The following is a 23,208-nucleotide window of genomic DNA, read 5'->3' as shown; positions in this document are numbered from 1 at the left end:
CGCTCACTGCGCGCCGAGCGCGGTGCGCAGCGCCTGCAGGTTGTGGTGCATGCGGGAGAGGTAGTCCTGGGTGTCGGATTTCGGCGCGGTCTCCAGGGTGTCGAGGACGTCGGTGCGCAGTCCGAGGTCCTCGGCGAGGGTCTGCGCCGCGTCGTCGTTCGCGCGGCTCCCGGAGAAGACGGTGCGGACGCCGTCCTCCTCGGCCGTGCGGTGGAGGTCCTTGATGTGCTCGGCGCTGATGGAGCCGGATGCGGGGTCGATGCCGGAGATCGACTCCTCGTGCAGGTGGTAGCGGTCGGCGAGGTAGCCGAACGCGGCGTGCGTGGTGACGAAGGTGTCGGTCTTCCGGTTGCGGAGGCCGGTGCGGAAGTCCTCGTCCAGCTTCTCCAGCCTCGTGACCAGGTCGGCGGTGTTCTTCCGGTACGTTTCCGCGTGCTCCGGGTCGGTGGTGGCGAGTTCCTTCCCGACTCCCTTCGCGATGGCGGCGTAGCGCACCGGGTCGAGCCATACGTGCGGGTCGCCGCCGCCCGGCATGGTGTGTTCGTGGCCCTCGGGTGCGCCGTGCTCTTGTTCGCCGTGCTCTTGTTCGCCGTGTTCGCCGTGTTCGCTGTGCTTCTCCAGGGAGGTGTAGGAGCCGGCCTCCGCCGTGTGCTCCACCTCCGACTGCGCCACCGCCTCGTCGACGGCGGGCTGCAGCCCCTTCAGGTAGACGACGAGGTCCGCCTCGCCGAGTTCGCCGACCTGCCGGGGGGTGAGTTCGAGGTCGTGCGGCTCCGCGCCGGGGGACGTCAGCGAGGTGACGTCCACGTGCTTTCCGCCGATCTCCTCGGCCAGGTACTCCATCGGGTAGAAGGACGCCGCGACGTCCACGCGCCCGTCGTCCGCCGCGGCGCCACCGCTGCCGCAGGCGGTCAGGGTGAGCAGGCCGAGGGCGGCGGCCCCGGCGAGTGCGCAGGTGGCGGGGCGGGCCCGGAGGGGGTGTCGGCTGATGGAGTGACGAGCGTTCATGACAGTCATTTTCACTACAGATGGAAATGATTGTCAAATTACTCGATCGGCCTACGCGGTCGGGTGTCCGCGCCGGGCGCATCCGGTGCCACCGTGCCGCGCCACCGATTTGATCCGGGACCCGTTCTCGCCGGTAACCTGAGGTATTCCGTCGTCGTTGATGAAGAGAGCACCGTGGCCGCCGACAAGATCGACACCATCGTCAGCCTCAGCAAGCGCCGTGGCTTCGTGTACCCCTGCAGCGAGATCTACGGCGGTCAGCGAGCCGCCTGGGACTACGGTCCGCTCGGTGTGGAGCTGAAGGAGAACATCAAGCGTCAGTGGTGGCGCTCCATGGTCACCTCCCGTGAGGACGTCGTCGGCATCGACTCGTCGGTCATCCTGGCGTCCGAGGTCTGGGAGGCCTCCGGGCACGTCGCCACGTTCACCGACCCCCTCACGGAGTGCACCTCCTGCCACAAGCGCTTCCGCGCCGACCACCTGGAGGAGGCGTTCGAGGCCAAGCACGGCAGGCTGCCCGCCGACGGCCTGACCGACGTGAACTGCCCGCACTGCGGCAACAAGGGCGGCTTCACCGAGCCGCGCCAGTTCTCCGGCCTGCTGTCCACCCACCTCGGCCCCACGCAGGACTCCGGCTCGGTCGCGTACCTGCGTCCCGAGACCGCCCAGGGCATCTTCACCAACTTCGCGGCCGTCCAGCAGACCTCCCGGAAGAAGCCCCCGTTCGGCATCGCCCAGATGGGCAAGTCCTTCCGGAACGAGATCACCCCGGGCAACTTCATCTTCCGCACCCGCGAGTTCGAGCAGATGGAGATGGAGTTCTTCGTCAAGCCGGGCGAGGACGAGAAGTGGCACGAGTACTGGATGGAGCAGCGCTGGAACTGGTACCGCGACCTCGGTCTCCGCGAGGAGAACATCCGCTGGTACGAGCACCCCGCCGAGAAGCTCTCCCACTACTCCAAGCGCACCGCCGACATCGAGTACCGCTTCAACTTCGGTGGCAGTGAGTTCTCCGAGCTCGAAGGTGTCGCGAACCGCACGGACTTCGACCTCTCCTCGCACGCGAAGGCCTCCGGCCAGGACCTGTCGTACTTCGACCAGGAGGCCGGCGAGCGCTGGACGCCGTACGTGATCGAGCCCGCGGCGGGCGTCAACCGGGCCATGCTCGCCTTCATGCTCGACGCCTACATCGAGGACGAGGCGCCCAACGCCAAGGGCAAGATGGAGAAGCGCACGGTCATGCGCCTCGACCCACGCCTGTCGCCGGTGAAGGTGGCCGTGCTGCCGCTGTCCCGCAACGAGCGCCTGTCGCCCAAGGCCCGCGGCCTGGCGGAGACGCTGCGCAAGCACTGGAACATCGACTTCGACGACGCGGGCGCCATCGGCCGCCGCTACCGCCGCCAGGACGAGATCGGCACGCCGTTCTGCGTCACCGTCGACTTCGACACCCTCGACGACAACGCCGTGACGGTGCGCGAGCGCGACACCATGAAGCAGGACCGGGTCTCCCTCGACCAGATCGAGGGCTACCTCGCGGGCCGGCTGCTCGGCTGCTGACCGTTCCTCCTGCGCCCGCGCGCAGGAGCCCACCGCCGCGGCGGGGCACTTGCCGTGTCCCGCCGCAGCGGTGGACCGGCGGAACACCCGGTGCCGTGCGAGCGTTTTCGCTGCACACTGGCTGAGGAGGATCTGTTCCATGACCGGACCACGGCTCGCGGCCTTCGGTGCCGAACCGACCGGTGAGCGCCTGCGACGCATCGAGCGCTCGCCGCACTACGACGCGGTCACCAGGGCCTTCCGCAACCCGGACCCCGCCGCGAAGCCGCCCCCGGCCACCGGCTCCCGCTGGGACGTGCTGCGCGACCTGCTCGCCCGCAGGGAGCGCCGGCCCTCCGTGCCGCTGCCGGTCCGTCGCCCCGACCTGACCGCGCCGCCCCCGTCGGGGCTGCGCCTCACCTGGCTGGGCCACTCCACGGTGCTCGCCGAGATCGACGGCCGCCGGGTCCTCTTCGACCCGGTGTGGGGCACACGGTGCTCCCCCTTCACCTTCGTGGGGCCCCGCCGCTTCCACTCGCCGCCGCTGCCGCTGGAGGAGCTCGGCGGGGTCGACGTCGTCGTGGTCTCCCACGACCACTACGACCACCTGGACATGCCCACCGTGCGGGCACTGGCCCGCTCCGGCGTCCACTTCGCCGTGCCGCTGGGGGTCGGCGCCCACCTGGAGCGATGGGGGCTGCGACCGGACCGCTTCACCGAGTTGGACTGGCACGACTCGACCGAGGTCGCCGGCCTGACGCTGACGGCGACCCCGGCCCGCCACTTCTGCGGTCGCGGTCTGCGCAACCGGCAGCGCACGCTGTGGGCCTCCTGGGTCGTCGCCGGGCCGGACCACCGCGTCTTCCACAGCGGGGACACCGGCTACTTCCCCGGATTCGCCGACATCGGCTCCGGTCACGGCCCGTTCGACGCCACGATGATCCAGGTCGGCGCGTACAGCGTCCACTGGCCCGACATCCACATGACGCCGGAGGAGGGCGTCGAAACACACGTCGACCTGTGCGGTCCCGCGTCCCGGAGTGTGCTGCTGCCCATCCACTGGGGCACCTTCAACCTCGCACCCCACCCCTGGTACGAGCCGGGGGAGCGGATGCTCGCCGCTGCGGCGGAGGCCGAAGTGCGCCTGGCGGTGCCGGTTCCCGGCGGCGCCTTCGAACCGGCGGCGGCGCAGCTTCCTGGTGTGCCCTGGTGGCGGAACGTGGGCCGTGCCGCCGGTGCACGCGCCACCGGCGGCCCCGCACGACCCGCGGCGTCCGGGTCCGGCGATCCCGCGGCGGAACCCGGCCGTCTCGCCGGCTGATCGGGCCTCTACCTGCCTGCCGTCTCCGTACCGTCCCGCAGAGTCTCCGCCCACGGCGGGTTCGCGCCGCGCACCGCGCACACCGCTGCCGCGACGCGGGCGCCGTACCGCAGCGCCGCCTCCACCTCGCCCGCGGACAGCGCGTCCAGCCGTCCTCCGAGGGCGCCGCGGGAGTGCAGGGCGTGGAGGAAGCCCGCCATGAAGGAGTCGCCCGCCCCGACGGTGTCGACGACCTCGACGGGCGGCGCGGCCACCTGCAGCGGTTTGCCGTCCAGCGAGGCCCACACGCCGTCCCCGCCGAGAGTGACGACGACCAGGCGCGTGCCGTGCCCGTGGAAGACCTCCGCCGCCTCCTCGAGGCTGCTGCCGGGGCAGAGGTGGTGCAGGTCCTCGTCCGAGAGGCGCAGCACGTCGGCCGCCGCGCACCAGCGGGGCAGCCGCTCCCGGTACACGGCGGGTTCCACCAGCAGCGGCCGCACGTTCGGGTCGATCGACACCGTGGCCCGCTCCCGCACCCGGGGCAGCAGCGCCTCCACCGCGCTCGCGCCCGGCTCCCGCACGAGCGCCAGCGAACCGGTGTGCAGGCAGGAGAACGGCGCCGCCGTGGCCTGCTCCAGTTCACCCGCGTTCCACTGCCAGTCAGCCGTCCCCTGGGCGTGGAAGCTGTAGGCGGCGCTGCCGTCGGCGGCCAGGTCGGCCACCGCGAGAGTGCTGGGCTCGGCGGCGGGCACCGTCGCCGAGAGGTCCGCGCCGGAGGCGGCGAGGTGCTCGCGGAACAGCCGGCCGAACACGTCCTGCGCCAGCCGCCCCAGGAAGCGCGTCGGGGTGCCCAGCCGGGCGAGGGCGACGGCGGTGTTGGCGGGCCCGCCGCCGGGGTGGACGTCCAGCCCCAGCGAGGGCGTGCCGGTGCTCGTCCCCGGCGTGACGAAGGCGTCGGCGACGCACTCGCCGAGGACGGCGACAGGGGCTGCTGCGGAGTCGGGTCTCACGGTGCTGGTGCCGCCTCTCGGATCGGTGCCACGTCGGGAGGGCCACGGTAGCGGTGCCGCACCGCTCGCGGCAGAGGAGAGGGAGGCGTGACGTCGGCCGCTCGTGGCGGGCGGGGGCGTACGCACCGCGGTGCGTACGGGACAATGGAGCCTGCCGGAGAGTCCCGCGCAGCCCACGTGCCCGGAATGGAAAGGTCGCCCCGCGTCATGCCGCAGCCGCTTCGGATCGGCACCCACACCGTCTCGCCGCCGGTGGTCCTCGCCCCCATGGCGGGGATCACCAACGCCCCGTTCCGCACCCTGTGCCGGGAGTTCTCCGGCGGGCGGGGGCTGTTCGTCAGCGAGATGATCACCACCCGTGCCCTGGTCGAGCGGAACGAGAAGACCATGCGCCTGGTGCACTTCGACGCGAGCGAGCGCCCCCGTTCGATCCAGTTGTACGGCGTCGACCCGCTGACCGTCGGCAAGGCCGTCCGCATGATCGCGGAGGAGGACCTGGCGGACCACATCGACCTGAACTTCGGCTGCCCCGTCCCCAAGGTCACCCGCAAGGGCGGCGGTTCCGCGCTTCCGTACAAGCGGAACCTGCTGCGCTCCATCCTCCGGGAGGCCGTCGCCGGGGCCGGGGGCCTGCCGGTGACGATGAAGATGCGCAAGGGCATCGACGACGAGCATCTGACCTACCTCGACGCGGGGCGCATCGCCGTGGAGGAGGGCGTGACGGCCGTCGCCCTGCACGGCCGCACCGCCGCCCAGCACTACGGCGGCACGGCGGACTGGGACGCCATCGCCCGGCTCAAGGAGACGGTGGCCTCGGTCTCGGACATCCCCGTCCTGGGCAACGGCGACATCTGGTCCGCCGACGACGCGCTGCGGATGGTCCGGCGCACGGGCTGCGACGGCGTGGTGGTCGGCCGCGGCTGCCTGGGCCGGCCCTGGCTCTTCGGCGACCTGGTCGCCGCGTTCGACGGCGAGGGGCCCGCGGCCTACGCGCGCCCCACATTGCGGGAGGTCGCCGCGACGATGCTCCGGCACGCCCGGCTGCTGGGAGAGTGGCTGGAGGACGAGTCCCGCGGCGTGATCGACTTCCGCAAGCACGTCGCCTGGTACACCAAGGGCTTCTCCGTGGGTTCCGACCTGCGCAGGAAGCTCGCGGTGGCCTCGTCGCTCGACGGGATGGGCGAGCTCCTGGAGCAGCTCGACCTGGACCAGCCCTGGCCGGCGGCGGGCGCCGACGGGCCGCGCGGACGCACCTCGGGCCGGAACCGCGTGGCACTCCCCGACGGGTGGCTGGCGGATCCGTGGGACCGTGCCGGCGTCGCTCCCGACGCGGAACTGGAGACGTCGGGAGGCTGACCGGGCCCGGGCGCCCGGGCCTTCCGGCCCGTCAGGGCCGCCGTTCGGCGCTCCCCAGGGAGCGGATCACGGTCTCCAGGTCCGCGACGCGGGCGGACAGGTCCTGCGAGGTGCGGTCCCCGCCCTCGCGGAGCAGGACCTCGATCTGCACGAGTTTCCGCATGATCTCCGCGAGCCGCTCGGACTGCTCCACCGTGTCCGTGGCCCCCGCGCCGGTCCCCGTCCGTTCCCCGGCGTCCTCGGGGGGAGTGACCAGCAGGCGGCGCAGCTGCTCCGCCTGCACGGCCAGTTGGCGGTTCTTCCGGTGCAGTTCGAGGAAGACGTTGACCTTGGTCCGCAGCACCCACGGATCGACGGGTTTGGAGAGGAAGTCGGCGGCCCCCAGTGCGTAGCCGCGGTAGGCGTAGTCGCTGTCCACGTCCGTACCGGTGAGCAGGATGAGGGGGACATCCTTGGTCTGGTCGAGGCGCTTGATGTTCCCCGCGGTCTCGAAGCCGTCCATGCCGGGCATCAGCACGTCGAGCAGGACGACGGCGAACTCCTCGCGGAGCATGGCCTTCAGCGCCTGTTCGCCGGAGCGGGCGGAGACCACGCGCTGTCCGAGGGGGACCAGGACGGCCTCCAGCGCGATGAGGCTCTCCTCGGTGTCGTCCACGAGCAGGATGCTCGACCTGTCGGGAGCGGGCGGCGCGCTCATGGGGTCGTTTCCGGAGGTTCGCCGCCTCCGTCGTCGGTGGCGGGCGGGCCGCCGTTCGGGGTGTTCCGGTCGTGGGCCTGCAGCAGCTCGTACATGATCTCCAGCAGTTGGTCGACGTCGACGGGTTTCGGCGCGTAGGCGTCCGCGCCGCTCTCCAGGGCCTTGTCGCGGTCCCCGGACATGGCCTTGGCGGTGATCGCCACGATCGGCATGTCGGCCATCCGCGGCGTCGTGCGGATGGTGCGGATCGCTTCGTAGCCGTTCATCTCCGGCATCATGATGTCCATCAGCACGAGGGAGATCTCGGGGGACCGGTTCAGCACGTCGAGGCCCTCGGCGCCGTTCTCGGCGTACTTCACCGACATCCCGACCCGTCCCAGCACGTGGGTCAGCGCGAAGACGTTCCGGATGTCGTCGTCCACGATGAGGATGTGGCGGCCGGTCAGCACCTCGCCCGGGTGGCCGCTGAGCCAGCGGCTGAGCTGCGTCGTCTCGGGCCAGGTGTCCTCGAGGCCGCCGCCTTCGTCCAATGCCTCGCGGGCGGCGACCGTCTCCTGAGGGGGACCGGTCTCCTCGGGCGGCCGGTCCGGGGCGGGGGGCGGGCCGGAACGCCCGGCGACCCCGGGTTCCGGCGGCGGGCCCCCGGCCGGCTGCTGCGGCGGCGGGTGCTCGGCAGGAGGAGGTTCGGCGGGCGCGGTGGGCTGCGGCGGAACGGGGCGGGTGCGGGGCAGGCTCGGCCGGTCCGCGGCCGTGGGGCCGAGCGGGTGCGTCAGGCCGGGCCTGCGCGGGGGCGAGCCAGGTGTGCGGCTGCGGATGCGCGGTTCGGCGGCCTCGCGTTCCGCGGACGTGCCGCCGCCACGGTAGACCGCCGGCACGTGCAGCGTGAAGCAGGACCCTGCGCCCTCCTCGCTCCGCACGTCGATGCGGCCTCCGAGCAGGTGGGCGATCTCGCGGCTGATGGACAGCCCCAGTCCGGTGCCGCCGAACCTGCGGCTGGTGGTCCCGTCGGACTGGCGGAAGGCGTCGAAGATCGTGTCCAGTTCCGCTTCGGCGATGCCGACGCCGGTGTCCAGGACGGAGAAGGCGACCACCGTGCCCGCGCCGCGGAGGCTGTCCTCCTCGAACTCCTCCGGTGCCACCCGGTCGACCCGCAGCTCGACGCCTCCGGAGGGGGTGAACTTGACGGCGTTGGACAGCAGGTTCCGGAGGATCTGCTGGAGCCGCTGCTCGTCCGAGAACAGTTCGCGGGGGACGTCGTCGGCGACGTTCACCTGGAAGGACAGTTCCCGTTCGGAGGCGAGGGGGCGGAAGGTGGCCCGTACGTAGTTGAGCAGCTTGGTCAGCGGGAGCCGCTTGGGGCGGACGTCCATGCGGCCGGCCTCGACCTTCGACAGGTCGAGGATGTCGTTGATGAGTTGCAGCAGGTCGGAGCCCGATCGGTGGATGGTGGAGGCGAACTCCACTTCCTGCTGCGAGAGGCGCCCGTCCGGGTTGTCGGCGAGGAGCCGGGCCAGGATGAGCAGCGAATTGAGCGGCGTGCGCAGCTCGTGCGACATGTTCGCCAGGAACTCCGACTTGTACTGGGACGAGCTGGCGAGCAGCTCCGCCTTCTCCTCCAGTTCCGCGTTCGAGCGCTGCAGCTCGTCGGAGCGCTCCTGGAGCTCCGAGGTGAGCCGCTGGGATTCCGAGAGCAGCGACTCGGTGCGGGCGTTGGCGAGGATCGTGTTGATCGACACGCCGATGGTGTGGACGAACTGGTCGAGGAAGGTCAGGTGGATCTCGTTGAACCTGCTGAAGGAGGCCACCTCGATCACGCCCAGTGCCTGGTCCTCGAAGAGCACGGGGAGGATGAGGATGTTCGAGGCGGGGGCGGCGCCGAGTCCGGACCGTACCTGGACGTAGTCGGGGGGCGCGTCCTCGATGAGGATCCGTTCCTTCTCCCTGACGGCCTGAGCGACCAGGCCGTGGAGCGGGGTGGATCCGTCCGGCCCGCCGCCGTCGCTGCTGTGGTCCTCGCTGCCGTAGCCGGCGATGAACGTGAGCTCGCGGTCGCGCCCGCCGTCCGGGTCGACCAGGAAGAAGGCGCCGGCCTGTGCGTTCACCAGCGGCGCCAGTTCCCGAAGGATCAGGTCGGCCACGTCCACCAGGTCGCGGTGCCCGCGCATCTGGCCGGCGATCCGCGTGAGGTTCGACTCCAGCCAGTCCTTCGTCCGGGTGGTCTCACGGAGATTCGTGACCATCACGTTGATGTTGTTCTTGAGGTCCGCCACCTCGCCTTCGGCCTCGACGGTGATCGACCGGGTCATGTCGCCCTGCGTCACGGCGCTCGCGACCTCGGCGATCGCCCTGACCTGCCGGGTGAGGTTCAGCGCCAGTTCGTTGACGTTCGTCGTCAGCCGCTTCCAGGTGCCGAAGACCCCTTCGACGCGGGCCTGTCCGCCCAGCCTGCCCTCACTGCCGACTTCGCGGGCGACGCGGGTCACTTCGGAGGAGAAGGACGAGAGCGTGTCCACCATGGTGTTGAGGGTCGTCTTGAGTTCGAGGATTTCGCCGCGGGCGTCGACGTCGATCTTCTTGGAGAGGTCGCCGTTGGCGACGGCGGTGGCGACCTGGGCGATGTTGCGGACCTGCGAGGTCAGGTTGAGGGCCATGGAGTTGACGTTGTCGGTGAGGTCTTTCCAGACGCCGGAGACGCCGGGCACCTGGGCCTGTCCGCCGAGGTTGCCGTCGGTGCCGACTTCGCGGGCGACGCGGGTCACTTCGGAGGAGAAGGACGAGAGCGTGTCCACCATGGTGTTGACGGTGGTCTTGAGTTCGAGGATTTCGCCGCGGGCGTCGACGTCGATCTTCTTGGAGAGGTCGCCGTTGGCGACGGCGGTGGTGACCTGGGCGATGTTGCGGACCTGCGAGGTCAGGTTGAGGGCCATGGAGTTGACGTTGTCGGTGAGGTCTTTCCAGACGCCGGAGACGCCGCGGACCTGGGCCTGTCCGCCGAGGTTGCCGTCGGTGCCGACTTCGCGGGCGACGCGGGTGACCTCGTCGGCGAACGCGGACAGCCGGTCCACCATGGTGTTGACGGTGACCTTCAGCTCCAGCAGCTCGCCGGCGGTGTCCACGGTGATCTTCCGTGTCAGGTCCCCGCGGGCTACCGCGGTGGTGACCTCCGCTATGTCCCGGACCTGACGAGTCAGTCGGACCGTCATGGTGTTCAGCGATTCGGCGACGCCCTTCCAGGACCCGGACAGGCCCTGCGCCTGGACCTGTCCGCCGAGGTTGCCCTCGGTGCCGACCTCGTGCGCGACGCGCGTCAGTTCATCGGTGAATAGGGCGAGTTGGTCGACCGTACGGTTGAGGCCCACGGCCAGACGCCGCAGGTCGCCGTTGAGTCGATGGGTGCCGTCGTGGAGCGGCATGTGCTCGGTGAGGGTGCCGTCGGCCACCGCGTCCAGCACCTGCGTGGCACCGACGATCGGGGTCGCCAGCGCTTCCACGAGCCGGTTGACGTCCTCCACGCCTGCCGCCCAGCCGCCCGGTCCCGGCGCGGGCGCCATCCGTTCGTCGAGTTTTCCCTCGCGGACGACCTCCCGCCGGACGCGTCCCAGTTCACTGCTCAGGTGCTGGTTGCGGGCGGCGATGTCGTTCAGCGCGCGGGCCATGGCACCGACCAGCCCCCCGTCCTCCGGCTCCTCGACCCGCGCCGAGAAGTCGCCGTCACCGAGGGACCTCAGTGCCGCGGCAAGGGGGCGCAGATCGGCCGCGCTCACCGCTTCGTCCCGCGAGTCCGCCATCGCGGTCTCCCAGCGCTCTGCCCCGAGTACAATGTCCGCAATCGATTGTAATCGGATCTTTGCCCCACATGTCCTCTTGGGGGCCGCCAGTGCGACCGACCGCAGTGCAGGACAGCGCCGCCGCCCGGAAGGCCCTTCCGGCCGGTGAGCGAGCCCCCGCGCAGGCGCGCACCTTCGTGCGGGCCGTGATCGCCGGCAGGGCCCTGGGCATCGGTTCCGCAGGAGCGGTCACCGAGCGGCTCGCCGACACCGCAGCCCTGCTGACCAGCGAACTCGTCACCAACGCCTTCGTGCACGCGGGTACCGGCATCGAGATCGCGTGCCTCCCCGAAGGAGGAGAGGCGGCGGACTCGCCCGGACTGACCGGCGTGACGGTGGAGGTCACCGACAGCCAACCCACGAGCTCGGTTCCGCGGGAGCAGCCCGCCGGCGGCGAGGACCGCGGCTTCGGTCTCCGGATCGTCCACGCACTCGCCGAGTCCTGGGGCGTGACCTATCGGCGCACCTGCAAGAGCGTCTGGTTCCGGGTGACCGCCGCCCCCGACGAGTACGGGCCGGTGGCAGGAGCCGATCCCGAGAGCCTGCTGCGGGAACCGGTCGTGCGGGAGATGGCGGTCCGGGAGGAGCGCCGGGCGCCCAGGGAGTTCCTCCAGGGGCGGCGCGGCGCCTTCCTCGCCGAGGTGAGCGAGCTGCTGGCCGGGCAGCTCGACGAGGACATGGTGGCGGCCCTCGCCGGGCAGCTGCTGGTGCCCCGCCTCGCCGACTGGTGTGCCGTGTGGCTGACCGCCGCGCCCGCCCGCATGCGGCTCTCCCGCGTCTGGCACGTCGACGAGCACCGCATCGGCCCCCTCCGGAACGCGCTGCAGGGCGAGTCGCCGCTGACCGGGGCGAGCCCGGCCGGGACGCCCTGGCCCTGGCCGCAGGCGGCGGGCGACGGCGGGTCGGCCCTGGCGTTCCCGCTCGTCGCGGGCGGCGTGTCCCAGGGTGTGCTGGTGATCGGCGTCGGCGAACCGCACGAGATCACCGACCACGTCGCGCGGGCCGTGGAGGACATGGCGCGCCGTGTGGCCCAGGCACTGGTCACCGCGCGGATGTACACCCGCCAGACCACGATCAGCCGCACCCTGCAGCGCAAGCAGCTCCCGCCGTCGCTCGCCAGCATCCCCGGCGTCGAGTCGGCCATCGTCTACGAACCGCACGCCCGCGGCCAGACCGTCGGCGGCGACTTCTACGACCTCTTCCCCCTGGGCGACGACCGCTGGTGCTTCCTGCTCGGCGACGTCCAGGGGAAGGACGCCGAGGCGATGTCGGTCACGGGACTGACCCGGCACCTCGTCCGGCTGCTGGCCCGCGACGGCCGCGGAGTGGAGTCCGTCCTCGGCCGACTGAACGGCGCCATGGCCGAGGAGGGAGCCGAATCGGCGGCCCTCGGCGAGGACGCGGCCGGCCCGCGCTTCCTGAGCCTGGTGTACGGGGAACTGACGCCCGACGTCCGCCACGGCGGTGCCCACTGCACGCTGGCCAGCGCCGGACACCCGCCGCCGCTGCACCTCTCGGCGGCGGGCACCGTCACGCCGGCCGGTCGGCCGCAGCTGCTGCTGGGCATCGACGAGGACGCCGAGTTCACCGCCGACTCGTTCTTCCTCGCTCCGGGCGAGACCCTGCTCTGCGTCACCGACGGCGTGACGGAACGCCGCGCGGGCGACCGGCAGCTGGACGACGACGACGGACTCGCCCGCATCCTGCGGTCCTGCACCGCGATGGGCGCGATGGCCGTCGCCGAACGCATCCGCCGCGTCACGCACGACTTCAGCAGCGAACCCGTCGGCGACGACCTCGCCATCCTCGCCCTGCACGCCTCTCCCCGGTCCGACAGCGCGACCGGTCCGGGCCCGAACGGCTCCGGGCCCGGAGGGTGACGGACCGCCCCCTCGGCGGCCCCCGGACCGTCAGCCGGCGGACTGCCCCTCCTCCAGCCGGAAGCCGACCTTGAGCCCGACCTGGAAGTGCTCCACCCTGCCGTTCTCGATCTGGCCGCGGATCTCCTTCACCTCGAACCAGTCCAGGTGCCGCAGCGTCTCCGACGCCCGCCCGACGGCGTTCCGTATGGCGGCGTCCACGCCCTCGTGCGAGGTGCCGACGATTTCGGTGACCCGGTAGGTGTGCTCGCTCATGGCGTCTCTCCCGTGCGTCGGGGCGCCGTCCGGTGACGGTGGACGGCTCCGCTCCCCGGTTCCCGGATACGCCGCCGCTACGCCGGCGAAATCCGGCCGGGGGCGCGCCCCGGCCGCCGGGGGGCGGAGCGTGGAGAGCGCGCGGACCGTCAGGTGGCCGGCGCGCCCTCCACAGCGGTGAGCAGGGCGAGAGGAGCCGCCGCCGCCCAGGACTGCGGGGAGCACGAGTGCGGGTAGGAGACGGGTTCCGGGTGCTCGTCCCGGCCGTGGCCCGCCAGGACCTCCGGCAGCCGCCAGCCCAGCCGCTCCGCCGCGGCGAGGACGCCCTCCGCGACCCGGCGGACCTCGTCCTTCAGGCCGTACCGGGCCATGCCGAGCGCGATCACCGCGTTGTCGTGGGGCCAGACGCTGCCACGGTGGTAGGTGAGCGGGTGGTACGCCGCCTGACCCGCCGCGACGGTGCGCACCCCCCAGCCGCTGAAGAAGTCCGGCCGCAGCAGGCGCCGGGCCACCGCCGCCGCCTCGCGGTCGTCGAGGATGCCGGACCACAGCAGGTGGCCCGCGTCCGAGGCCAGCGCCGTGGCGTGCCGCCCCGCTCCGTCCAGGGCCAGGGCGGGGAAGTCCTCGTCGGCCATCCAGAAGTCCCGTCGGAACCGTGCGCGCAGCCGGGCCGCCGCGGTCTCCAGCCGTTCCGCCCAGGCCCCGTCCTGCCAGACGGTGCGCGCCAGGCGGGCGGTGCGGCGGAGCGCGTCGTAGGCGTAGCCCTGCACCTCGGCGACGGCCGGTGCCCCCGTGGCCGGGGTGCCGTCGGCCGAGCAGATCGCCCCGGGGGAGTCCTTCCAGTTCTGGTTGGCCAGTCCGCTGCCCGCGGCCGGCTCGTAGACGAGGTAGCCGCGGTCGTCGAGGCCGCCGTGGTGGAACATCCAGTCCACGGCGGCGCGGGCGTTGCCCTCCAGCCGCTGCGCGGTCGCCGTGTCGCCGGTCTCCTCGGTGAACGCGTCGAGCAGCACCAGGAACAGCGGTGTGGCGTCGACGGTGCCGTAGTAGCGGCCGAAGGGGACCTGGCCGAAGTGGGCGAGTTCGCCGTGCCGGACCTCGTGCACGATCTTGCCGGGCTGCGCGGCGCGCGACGGGTCGGTCGTGGTGGCCTGGGAGGCGGCCAGCGCGCCGAGTGTGGCCGAGGCGAGGGACGGCCGGTACGGCAGCGCGAACAGCGAGGTCAGCAGCGAGTCGCGGCCGAAGAGGTTCAGGAACCACGGCACGCCCGCCGCGGGGGCGAGGAGGCGTTCGCCGTCCGGCCCGGCCGAGGGCACCAGCAGGCCCGCGAGGTCCGCGAGGCCCTGGTCGCAGGCCTGCCGCAGTTCCGCCCAGTCGGTGTGCGCGTGGGGCGACGGCGCCGCGGCGACGAACTCGGCCACGGTCCGCGCGGTCCGGGCGCGGGCCGAGACGGCGTCCTCCCCGGTCGCCTCCCCGGACGGGGTGACGGGTTCCGCGTGCGGCCGGGCGGTCGCCCGCAGGTCCAGGTGTGCGCTGCCGTGTGCGGGGAGGGCGAGCGTCCACTCCAGTCGGTGGGTGCCGTCGTCCAGTGGGGTGACGGTGTCCGGGGCGGGCGAGGCGGACACCGCGGTGTGCGACTCCCACTCGCCCCGCCGGTAGGTGAACCGCGCACCGTCGGGACGGGCTTCGGACGTGACCGCGGCACCGGGCCGGTCGAACGCGTGGTCGCCGCGCAGCGCGAACAGGTCCGCGAAGTCGGCCCCCACGGTCAGTGCCACGCGCACGGTGGCGGCCCGTCCGACGGTCGTCGTCACCCGCAGCTGTTCCAGCAGCGCCCCGGCGGCGACCGTCTGCTCCCGGTGGACGGTGCAGTCCGGGGGGAGGTCCCGGCGGAAGGGCGGGCTCAGCACGGCCGCCCCGCCGCTGCCGTCGCTCCGCAGCGGCACCAGCACGTCGGGCGCGGCGCCGTCCAGGGTCAGCGACCAGCGGTGGAGGTGCCGGGCGTCCTGCAGGAACAGGCCGTCCGGGAAGGTGCCGTTCCGGCCGGTGATGTCACCGCTGTCGCCGAGCACGGCCAGGGTGCCGTCGTGGACGAGCAGACGGGAGTCCGACGAGTCGGGTGTCACGGGTTCTCCTTCGCGTTGCCCGGGCCGGCGGGTGCGCCGGCGAGCAGGTCCAGGGTGAGGGCGGCCGTCCAGCCGAAGTCGCGGGTGCCGCGTGCGTCTCCCGTGAAGGGGTCGACGTATTCGGCGAACCCCGAGGCTCCCGCCGTCTCCAGCACCGCGTGGCGCAGCCTGTCGGCGAGTGCGGTCCGTCCGTGCTGCCGCAGGCCGCGTTCGAGCAGCCAGTTGACGTTGAACCAGGCCGGTCCGCGCCAGTAGCGGTCCGGGTCGAAGGCGTCCCCGCGCAGGTCGTGGCTGGGGACCATCCGGACGCCTCCCCCCAGGCCGAAGTGGGGGCCGGTGAGGGTGTGGACCAGGGCCCGGGCCAGGTCGTCGGGCAGGGTAGGGGCGGCCAGCGGCAGCAGTCCGGCGGCGCCGCGTTCCGGCAGGAGCGTGTCGGCCCGCAGGTCGCGGCAGTGGAAGAGCTCGGTTGCCGGGTCCCACAGCCTGTCCACCATCGCCGCCGTGAGTTCCCGGGCGCGCCGCTGGTGGCGTGCAGGGTCGGCTCCGAGGTTGCCCCGGCCCGTGTCGCGAACCTCCCGCGCGATGTGGGCCAGGGCGTCCTCGGAGGCCGCGAGCAGCGCGTTGGTGCCGGGGTCCTCGACGGCGAAGGCGTGCCCGGGGCGTGCGCCGTCCGGGCGGGTGTCGCGGTAGCCGCGGTCCCGGTAGTCGGCGGCGAGCCGGACGTAGCGGCCGTAGTCGAGGTCGGTGGGCCGGTCCGACACCTCGCCGTGGTCCAGGTCGGCGCGGCGGAACGAGCGGAGGTCGACCGGTTCCACCCGGTGCAACGGGCCGTCCCAGGCGGGGCTGTTGTCCATGCCCGGCTCCCAGGGGTGGACCGCGGCGACCAGTCCGCCGCCGCCCAGGTCCCGGTGTTCGGCCAGGTAGCGGTGCCACGCTTCCAGGCGTGGGTGGAGCCGCTGGAGGAAGCCGCTGCGACGTGAGGACTCGGGGTCGGCCCGGTGGACCAGCCAGGCCGCCAGCGCATGCACGGGTGGCTGCACGATGCCGGACGTCTCGACCGTCCGCGGCGCTCCGCTGCCGGCACCTGCCGTGGAGGACTGCCAGAACTCGGGCCCGGGGAAGTAGGAGCCCTGCGGGACGGCGGGGTTGAAGACGATGTGGGGGATGCGGCCGTCGCCCCACTGCGCCGCCGTCAGCGTCTCGAGTTCGAGCCGGGCGCGCCGTACCGACAGGTGGCGGAGGCCGATCGCGATGAACGCGGAGTCCCAGCTCCACTGGTGCGGGTAGAGGCCGTGGGAGGGGACGGTCGAGGTGCCCGTCCAGTTGCGCAGCAGAACCCTCCGGGCTTCCTGCCGGAGCGCGGCACGGTCGGCCGCGGCGGGGAGCGGGGGAGGGGTGCTCGGGAGGACGCGTGGCACGGGAGCTCCGCTTCGTGGGGCCGGCTCGTGGGTCCGCGTCACTCTAGAGTTCTGTCTGCTCATAACGCAAAACCCTTGCGGTAACGTCTTTTCGTGAGACGGAACCGCGCGCCGCGTACGGCCAGGGCGGCGCGCGGGCGGACAGAGCGGGACGGGACCGGGGGTTCACGGGGACATGACGGAGAACCAGGCCAGCGCGGGACACCTGCTGCGGCTGATCCGTACCGGGGCGGCCACCACGCGCCGCGAGTTGCAGCGCACCACCGGTCTGTCCCGGTCCACCGTCGGTCACCGGCTCGACCGGCTGTTCGGCGCGGGCTGGATCCGCGAGGCGCCGCCTGGGGCGCCGACAGGCTCACGGTCCGGTGGACGCCCCTCCGTACGGCTGGAGTTCGACGGTTCGCACGCCGTCGTGCTCTCCGCCGATCTGGAGACCCGGTATGCCCGCGCGGCGGTGCTGGATCTCGACGGGACGGTGCTCGCCGAGCACCGCGGCGCCGTGCGGATCGAGGACGGCCCCGATGCGGTGCTCGACCGGCTGGGGGAGTGGTTCCGCGCCCTTCTCGACGGGGCGGCGATTCCGCAGGGGCGTGTGTGCGGGGTCGGGCTGTCCGTCCCCGGCCCCGTGGACTTCCTCTCCGGCAGGGTGGTCCAACCTCCCATCATGCCCGGCTGGGACGGCTGCCCCGTCCCGGAGCGGATGCGCCGGGCGTACGCCGCGCACGTCGGCGCCCCCACCGTGGCAGGTGGGGCGCCGCTGCCGGTGCTGGTCGACAACGACGCGAACCTCATGGCCTTCGCCGAACAGCGCGCAGGCCACCGGGAGTGCGCCGCGTTCCTGCTGGTCAAGGTCTCCACCGGGATCGGTGCGGGACTGGTCGTCGACGGCGGTGTGTACCGCGGCATCGACGGCGGCGCCGGGGACATCGGACACATCCGGCTGCACGAGGCGGCGGACGCGCTGTGCATGTGCGGCTCCCACGGCTGCCTGGCGGCCGTGGCGAGCGGACGTGCGCTCGCCGGGCAGCTCACCGCGGCCGGGGTGCCCACGGCCTCGGTCGCCGAGGCGGGAGCGCACCTTGCCGCCGGTCGCCCCCAGGCGGTGCGGCTGGCACGCGAGGCCGGCCGCCGACTGGGCGAAGTACTGGTCACGGTGGTGACGGTGCTCAACCCGGGGGTGCTGATGATCGCCGGAGAGCTGGCCGGAGCGCCGTTCCTGGCCGGCGTGCGCGAACTCCTCTACCGGCGGGCGATGCCGCGTACCACCGCGCACCTGGACGTCGTCACCCCGCGACTCGGGGAACGTGCCGGGCTCCTCGGCGCCGCCGCGATGGTCGTCGAGCACCTCTACGCGCCCGACCGGGCCGACGTCCGTCTGGAGGAATCGGGTCGGTGAGCGGAGCCGAGGGCGGTGCGCCCGCGGGTCCGCATCGTGGGATTCCGGCCGGCGACAGCGCGTGATTATCCCCACTTTGATAACAGGCTCGCTCAAATGAGCGCTCAAATGTGACCGTCACCTCTACAACGAGCAGTGCGCGACTTTGCCGATCCTTGATTCCGAAGTCGAATGCCGAACCTCCTTGAAGAGGATATGCATCACTTCAGGGTGATCTCCTGTGCGCGAAAAGTGGCTGATCGATTCAATCTTTGAATCATCGACCTCGAACACGCGTACTCGTGAGTCACTTTTGATCACTCGGCAAACGGGTGCCTGCACCCGCATGGCATACCGATGGACGTACTCCGAAGCCTTCGAAATGGGTACGCTCCCCGCCGTCAGGGCAACCGTTCGCGAGGAGTCGAGTCCTGTGTCGGAACACGCGGTGAACACACCACCCCAGCAGGGTCAGAAGCTCGTCTACGACTTCACCGAGGGCAACAGGAACCTCAAGGACCTCCTCGGCGGCAAGGGGGCCAACCTCGCCGAGATGACCAACCTCGGCCTCCCCGTGCCTCCCGGGTTCACGATCACCACCGAGGCCTGCAAGGTCTACCTCGACTCCGGCGAGGAGCCGCCCGCACTCCGCGACGAGGTCGGCGCCCACCTCCGGGCCCTCGAGGACCGGATGGGCAAGATGCTGGGCCAGGCCGACGACCCGCTGCTCGTCTCCGTCCGCTCCGGCGCCAAGTTCTCCATGCCCGGCATGATGGACACCGTCCTCAACATCGGCCTCTCCGACGACTCCGTGGAGGGCCTCGCGGCCCAGGCCGGCGACGAACGGTTCGCCTGGGACAGCTACCGCCGCCTCATCCAGATGTTCGGCGAGACCGTCCTCGGCATCGACGGCGAACTGTTCTCCGAGGCCCTGGAGCAGGCGAAGAAGGCCCACGGCGCCCGCACCGACGTCGACCTCCCGGCCTCCCGACTCGTCGCACTCGTCGACGAGTTCAAGGCCATCGTCGCCAAGGAGACGGGCCGCGACTTCCCGCAGGACCCCCGCGAGCAGATGGACCTCGCCGTCCGCGCGGTCTTCGACTCCTGGAACGGCGACCGCGCCAAGCTCTACCGCCGCCAGGAACGCATCCCCCACGACCTCGGCACCGCTGTCAACATCTGCTCCATGGTCTTCGGCAACCTCGGCCCCGACTCGGGCACCGGTGTCGCCTTCACCCGCGACCCGGCCAGCGGCCAGCAGGGCATCTACGGCGACTACCTGCAGAACGCGCAGGGCGAGGACGTCGTCGCCGGCATCCGCAACACCGTGCCGCTCGCCGACCTCGAACAGCTCGACAAGGCGTCGTACGACCAGCTGCTCCAGATCATGGAGAAGCTGGAGAACCACTACCTCGACCTCTGCGACATCGAGTTCACCATCGAGCGCGGCAAGCTGTGGATGCTGCAGACCCGCGTCGGCAAGCGCACCGCGGCCGCCGCGTTCCGCATCGCCACCCAGCTGGTCGACCAGGGCCTCATCGACGAGGCCGAGGCGCTGCGCCGCGTCAACGGCGCTCAGCTCGCCCAGCTGATGTTCCCCCGCTTCGCCGCCGACGTGCAGCTCGACACCCTCGGCCGCGGCATCGCCGCCTCCCCGGGCGCAGCCGTCGGCAAGGCCGTCTTCGACTCCTACACCGCCATCAAGTGGTCCCGTTCCGGCGAGAAGGTCATTCTGATCCGCCGCGAGACCAACCCCGACGACCTGGACGGCATGCTCGCCGCCGAGGGCATCCTCACCAGCCGCGGCGGCAAGACCTCGCACGCCGCCGTCGTCGCCCGCGGCATGGGCAAGACCTGCGTCTGCGGCGCGGAGGAACTCGAGGTCGACACCAAGCGCCGCCGCCTGACGACAGCCGCGGGCACCGTCGTCGAGGAGGGCGACGTCGTCTCCATCGACGGCTCCTCCGGCAAGGTGTATCTCGGAGAGGTGCCCGTGGTGCCGTCGCCCGTCGTGGAGTACTTCGAGGGCCGCATGCACGCCGGAGCGGACGACGCCGACGAACTGGTCAAGGCCGTGCACCGGATCATGGCCTACGCCGACCGGGTACGGCGGCTGCGCGTGCGGGCCAACGCGGACAACGCCGAGGACGCCGGCCGCGCCCGCCGCTTCGGCGCACAGGGCATCGGCCTGTGCCGCACCGAGCACATGTTCCTCGGCGAGCGCCGCGCCATGGTGGAGCGCCTCATCCTCGCCGACCACGAGAACGAGCGGGACGGCGCGCTCGCCGAACTCCTCCCGCTGCAGAAGAAGGACTTCGTCGAACTCTTCGAGTCCATGGACGGCCTGCCGGTGACGGTACGCCTGCTGGACCCGCCGCTCCACGAGTTCCTGCCGGACATCACCGAACTGTCCGTGCGCGTCGCGCTGGCGGAGTCCCGCAAGGACCACAACGAGAACGACCTGCGCCTCCTGCAGGCCGTGCACCGGCTGCACGAGCAGAACCCGATGCTCGGGCTGCGCGGCGTGCGCCTGGGCCTGGTCATCCCCGGCCTGTTCACGATGCAGATCCGCGCCATCGCGGAGGCCGCGGCCGAGCGGATGACCGTGGCCAAGGGCGACCCCCGCGCCGAGATCATGATCCCGCTCGTCGGCACGGTGCAGGAGCTGGAGATCGTCCGCGACGAGGCCGACCAGGTCATCGCGGAGGTCGAGCAGGCCTACGGCGTCAGCCTCGGCCTCACCATCGGCACCATGATCGAGCTGCCGCGGGCCGCACTGACCGCCGCTCAGATCGCGGAGTCCGCCGACTTCTTCTCCTTCGGCACGAACGACCTCACCCAGACGGTGTGGGGCTTCTCCCGCGACGACGTGGAGGCCAGCTTCTTCACCGCCTACCTGGAGAAGGGCATCTTCGGCGTCTCCCCGTTCGAGACCATCGACAAGGACGGCGTCGGGTCCCTGGTGCGCAGCGCGGTCGAGGCCGGCCGGGCCACCCGCCCGGACCTCAAGCTCGGGGTCTGCGGCGAGCACGGCGGCGACCCGGAGTCCGTGCACTTCTTCCACGAGGCGGGCCTGGACTACGTGTCCTGCTCCCCGTTCCGCATCCCGGTCGCCCGCCTGGAGGCGGGCCGCGCCGCCGCCAACGGCGGCTGACCGGCCGGGACTCCGGGACCGTCCGCCGCAACCCCTTCACCCTCACCCGCGGTGCACGGCGGTCCCGGACCGCGGAAGGGGGCGGTGCCTGTGCGGAGGCGCCGCCCCCCTTCGCACGTCCGGATGCTTCGCGGGGCGGCTCTCCGGAACGACCGTGCGGGGCAGGGGTTCAGGCCCCGACGACGTGCCAGTGCTCGGTGATGCGCCCGGCCCGCACGCGGTAGGTGTCGGAGAACGGCACCGGGCGCGGGCCCCCGTGGAGCGCCGACTGCACCACGACATACCCCGCTGCGGACACGGCCCGCACGGGACGGAAGGCACCGTCCGGCATCTGCTGCCACAGGGCCCGCAGCTTCGCCGCGACGCCGTCCCGGCCGGGTGGCCCGTCGGCGTCGTGGTCGACGAAGCCGGGAGCCAGGAAGCGGTCCACGGCCGAGACGTCGCGCGCCCCGCCGAGCACCGTCGCGAAGAAGTCCAGGACCAGTTCGGCGTCGCGGGTCGCGCCGTCCGTGTCGGCGAAGATCATGATGCGCACGGTACTCGTGCGGGTCTTCCCGGAGCCTGCAACCGGCCGGTCGCGTCGTCCCGCTCCGCACGAGTGGGTGGGGGCCGGACCCCTCGCGGACGGATCATCACACTGCGCAATGAGTGGTCGTCACACCGTCACATGCGGTGTACGCTGCCGACGGAAACGGGTTGCCCCATTCCGAACATGAGGCGGCCTCCGTCGGTGCTACCAACACCGGTCCGGAGGCCTACACCCCAGAGGACTTACAAGGAGTCCCTGAAATGCTCAGGCATGTTATCGCGCCTGCGCGGTCGTTCGCGCAGATCCCGCACGCCATCCTGCGTCATCCGCGCCTGTCGTCCGACGCAAAGAACCTGCTCGCCTGGCAACTCTCGCTCCCGCCGGGCGAGAAGCAGTGCCTGAGCGACACGGCCCGGCGAGCCGGGATCAAGAAGTGCGCCTTCCAGCGCGCCAAGCGGCAACTCCTCGACGAGGGCTATGTGCACCAGTGGACGGTCCAACGGGAGGGCGGCCGCTTCGCCACCGTCCAGCTCGTCTCCAACACCGTGCTCTCCGCGGCCGAGGCGCTCGCCGCCCGCGACGGACTCCGGCCCGCACCCGGTGCCACCCGCCTCACCGCAGCCGCGGACAGCGGCGGTGCACGACCGAGTGCCGCCGAACCGACCGCCGGTGAGCCGACCTGTCGGCCCGTCGGTCGTCAACCGGAAGAAGACACCGGGGAGAACACCACCCGACCAACCGGGCCCGCGCACCCGCCGGAGGACGGCCCACCGCCGGACGAACCCGCCGTGGACGGCGGAGAAGGCGTCGACGAGGCCACGTCGCGTCCCGGCTCCGGCGGTCTCCCGGACGCCGAGATGCTGCTGCTGTCCCTGCGCCGCGTCGACCCGCAACTGGCCATGCCCGTACGTACAGCACGCAACTGGGCACCCCTGGCCGCGAAGTGGCTGGACAGCGGACTGTCGCCGCTGCGCATCCGCCACACCCTCACCGAAGGCCTGGACAGCGCCCGCAGACCGCTCGGCGCCCTGCGGTGGCGCCTCGAACACGCGCTGCCCCAGGCGCCACCGCCTCCGCCGTCCGTGCCGCAGGCTCCCGCCCCCGTGCGGACTCCGCGGGTGCCGCGCATGCGCGAGTGCCGCACCCGCCACACCCAGCCCCGCCTCTTCACGCCGCTGCCCGGCAGCGACGAGGAGCACTGTCCCGACTGCCGTGCCCGGGCGGCCCGGGAGGCCGCGCCGGCACCGCCGGTGGAGAGCTCCGGCTACGCGGCGTTCGTCGCCGCACGCCGGGGGAAACACTCCTGAAACACTGCGAAAACCCGACCAATCGGGAGGAAACGGTCGGGCGGTGCGCACTCCGTGCTGCTCAACGCTCCCTTTCGGGGGCTCCTCAGCCGCCGGGTCGGTCCCTTAACATGAACGGCCGATGATGCGAAGTTGTTTTCGGTCATCCTTGACGGATCCGGTACGAAGGGCGGAAGCAGTGGTGACACCGGCCACGGCGCGCACAGCGGGGCCTGTGCCACCGAGGCGGTCGAGACCGGCCTGCGCCGCAGCGATGCTGCTCACCCGCGGCGGCGGCACGGACACCGCACGGGTGCAGCATGCAGTTCCCGGGTATGCCGCCAAGCTGTGCACGAGGGGCGCAGGTGTCCGGTTCCCCGATCCGGCCGCCGGTCTTCCCCGGTCGAGGGCCGCGCTCCACCGTCCCCACTGGCTGCCTGCAGGGCGCACCTCG

15 protein-coding genes are annotated in these 23,208 nt (G+C 72.1%); 7 read left to right on the top strand and 8 right to left on the bottom strand.

The window, feature by feature from the left end:
• Nucleotides 1–3: 3 nt before the first annotated feature.
• On the bottom strand, nt 4–1,008 hold the full coding sequence (locus tag ACL06G_RS09695) for a metal ABC transporter substrate-binding protein (RefSeq protein ID WP_412785963.1): 1,005 nt from the start codon (nt 1,006–1,008) through the stop codon (nt 4–6).
• Nucleotides 1,009–1,182: 174 nt separating this feature from the next.
• Here ACL06G_RS09695 and ACL06G_RS09690 point away from each other — a divergent pair, with 174 nt between their 5' ends.
• Nucleotides 1,183–2,565 carry a glycine--tRNA ligase gene (locus tag ACL06G_RS09690; protein ID WP_412785964.1) on the top strand — a complete coding sequence of 461 codons (1,383 nt, stop codon included), beginning with the start codon at nt 1,183–1,185 and terminating at the stop codon, nt 2,563–2,565.
• Between the two features lie 139 nt (nt 2,566–2,704).
• Nucleotides 2,705–3,865 carry an MBL fold metallo-hydrolase gene (locus tag ACL06G_RS09685; RefSeq protein ID WP_412785965.1) on the top strand — a complete coding sequence of 387 codons (1,161 nt, stop codon included), beginning with the start codon at nt 2,705–2,707 and terminating at the stop codon, nt 3,863–3,865.
• An 8-nt stretch (nt 3,866–3,873) separates the two neighbouring features.
• Here ACL06G_RS09685 and ACL06G_RS09680 read toward each other — a convergent pair whose 3' ends face one another.
• Nucleotides 3,874–4,854, bottom strand: a complete 981-nt coding sequence (locus tag ACL06G_RS09680; RefSeq protein ID WP_412785966.1) for a carbohydrate kinase family protein — start codon at nt 4,852–4,854, stop codon at nt 3,874–3,876.
• A 207-nt stretch (nt 4,855–5,061) separates the two neighbouring features.
• On the opposite strand from ACL06G_RS09680, the gene dusB reads away from it, so the two are divergent.
• Nucleotides 5,062–6,210, top strand: a complete 1,149-nt coding sequence (gene dusB, locus ACL06G_RS09675; protein ID WP_412785967.1) for a tRNA dihydrouridine synthase DusB — start codon at nt 5,062–5,064, stop codon at nt 6,208–6,210.
• 31 nt (nt 6,211–6,241) lie between these two features.
• Here the strand turns inward: dusB and ACL06G_RS09670 are convergent, their stop codons facing one another.
• On the bottom strand, nt 6,242–6,907 hold the full coding sequence (locus ACL06G_RS09670; protein ID WP_412835738.1) for a response regulator: 666 nt from the start codon (nt 6,905–6,907) through the stop codon (nt 6,242–6,244).
• Nucleotides 6,904–10,695 (bottom strand): hybrid sensor histidine kinase/response regulator, encoded by a 3,792-nt coding sequence (locus ACL06G_RS09665; RefSeq protein ID WP_412785969.1) that lies wholly within the window; start codon nt 10,693–10,695, stop codon nt 6,904–6,906. The genes ACL06G_RS09670 and ACL06G_RS09665 overlap by 4 nt, the downstream gene beginning before the upstream one ends.
• Before the next feature lie 68 nt (nt 10,696–10,763).
• Here ACL06G_RS09665 and ACL06G_RS09660 point away from each other — a divergent pair, with 68 nt between their 5' ends.
• Nucleotides 10,764–12,614: a SpoIIE family protein phosphatase gene (locus ACL06G_RS09660; protein WP_412785970.1), complete on the top strand. Its 1,851-nt coding sequence runs from the start codon at nt 10,764–10,766 to the stop codon at nt 12,612–12,614.
• Between the two features lie 30 nt (nt 12,615–12,644).
• Here the strand turns inward: ACL06G_RS09660 and ACL06G_RS09655 are convergent, their stop codons facing one another.
• The 3 genes from ACL06G_RS09655 to ACL06G_RS09645 all read right to left on the bottom strand — a co-directional run bounded on the left by ACL06G_RS09655 (nt 12,645) and on the right by ACL06G_RS09645 (nt 16,473).
• Nucleotides 12,645–12,869, bottom strand: coding sequence for a dodecin (locus tag ACL06G_RS09655; RefSeq protein WP_412785971.1), 225 nt, complete (start codon nt 12,867–12,869; stop codon nt 12,645–12,647).
• Between the two features lie 149 nt (nt 12,870–13,018).
• On the bottom strand, nt 13,019–14,992 hold the full coding sequence (locus tag ACL06G_RS09650; protein WP_412785972.1) for an amylo-alpha-1,6-glucosidase: 1,974 nt from the start codon (nt 14,990–14,992) through the stop codon (nt 13,019–13,021).
• Nucleotides 14,989–16,473, bottom strand: a complete 1,485-nt coding sequence (locus ACL06G_RS09645; RefSeq protein ID WP_412785973.1) for an amylo-alpha-1,6-glucosidase — start codon at nt 16,471–16,473, stop codon at nt 14,989–14,991. Before ACL06G_RS09645 ends, ACL06G_RS09650 begins: the two co-directional genes overlap by 4 nt.
• A 112-nt stretch (nt 16,474–16,585) precedes the next feature.
• Here ACL06G_RS09645 and ACL06G_RS09640 point away from each other — a divergent pair, with 112 nt between their 5' ends.
• Together ACL06G_RS09640 and ppdK are read left to right on the top strand one after the other, a co-directional pair.
• Entirely contained in the window at nt 16,586–17,806 is a 1,221-nt protein-coding gene (locus ACL06G_RS09640; RefSeq protein ID WP_412785974.1) for an ROK family transcriptional regulator, read from the top strand.
• Between the two features lie 361 nt (nt 17,807–18,167).
• Nucleotides 18,168–20,939, top strand: coding sequence for a pyruvate, phosphate dikinase (gene ppdK, locus ACL06G_RS09635; protein WP_412785994.1), 2,772 nt, complete (start codon nt 18,168–18,170; stop codon nt 20,937–20,939).
• Between the two features lie 169 nt (nt 20,940–21,108).
• Here the strand turns inward: ppdK and ACL06G_RS09630 are convergent, their stop codons facing one another.
• Complete coding sequence (locus ACL06G_RS09630; protein WP_412785975.1) at nt 21,109–21,465, bottom strand: nuclear transport factor 2 family protein; 357 nt, start codon at nt 21,463–21,465, stop codon at nt 21,109–21,111.
• A 263-nt stretch (nt 21,466–21,728) separates the two neighbouring features.
• On the opposite strand from ACL06G_RS09630, the gene ACL06G_RS09625 reads away from it, so the two are divergent.
• A complete protein-coding gene (locus tag ACL06G_RS09625) occupies nt 21,729–22,775 on the top strand; it encodes a hypothetical protein (RefSeq protein WP_412785976.1) in 1,047 nt (348 codons plus the stop codon).
• The last annotated feature ends 433 nt before the right edge of the window (nt 22,776–23,208 follow it).

The organism is Streptomyces callyspongiae, assembly GCF_047200695.1.
GTDB lineage: Bacteria > Actinomycetota > Actinomycetes > Streptomycetales > Streptomycetaceae > Streptomyces.
The sequence above is the reverse complement of the archived record's forward strand: the minus strand, read 5'-3'. Positions and strand labels throughout refer to the sequence as shown.

Bases quoted from the DNA above. Each gene is read 5' to 3' on its own strand.
- ppdK (WP_412785994.1), top strand. From the start codon at position 18,168: ATGGGTACGCTCCCCGCCGTCAGGGCAACCGTTCGCGAGGAGTCGAGT.
- ACL06G_RS09630 (WP_412785975.1), bottom strand. From the start codon at position 21,465: ATGATCTTCGCCGACACGGACGGCGCGACCCGCGACGCCGAACTGGTC.
- ACL06G_RS09695 (WP_412785963.1), bottom strand. From the start codon at position 1,008: ATGAACGCTCGTCACTCCATCAGCCGACACCCCCTCCGGGCCCGCCCC.
- ACL06G_RS09665 (WP_412785969.1), bottom strand. From the start codon at position 10,695: ATGGCGGACTCGCGGGACGAAGCGGTGAGCGCGGCCGATCTGCGCCCC.
- ACL06G_RS09685 (WP_412785965.1), top strand. From the start codon at position 2,705: ATGACCGGACCACGGCTCGCGGCCTTCGGTGCCGAACCGACCGGTGAG.
- ACL06G_RS09625 (WP_412785976.1), top strand. From the start codon at position 21,729: ATGCTCAGGCATGTTATCGCGCCTGCGCGGTCGTTCGCGCAGATCCCG.
- ACL06G_RS09645 (WP_412785973.1), bottom strand. From the start codon at position 16,473: ATGAGCAGACAGAACTCTAGAGTGACGCGGACCCACGAGCCGGCCCCA.
- ACL06G_RS09655 (WP_412785971.1), bottom strand. From the start codon at position 12,869: ATGAGCGAGCACACCTACCGGGTCACCGAAATCGTCGGCACCTCGCAC.
- ACL06G_RS09660 (WP_412785970.1), top strand. From the start codon at position 10,764: ATGTCCTCTTGGGGGCCGCCAGTGCGACCGACCGCAGTGCAGGACAGC.
- ACL06G_RS09670 (WP_412835738.1), bottom strand. From the start codon at position 6,907: ATGAGCGCGCCGCCCGCTCCCGACAGGTCGAGCATCCTGCTCGTGGAC.
- ACL06G_RS09640 (WP_412785974.1), top strand. From the start codon at position 16,586: ATGACGGAGAACCAGGCCAGCGCGGGACACCTGCTGCGGCTGATCCGT.
- dusB (WP_412785967.1), top strand. From the start codon at position 5,062: ATGCCGCAGCCGCTTCGGATCGGCACCCACACCGTCTCGCCGCCGGTG.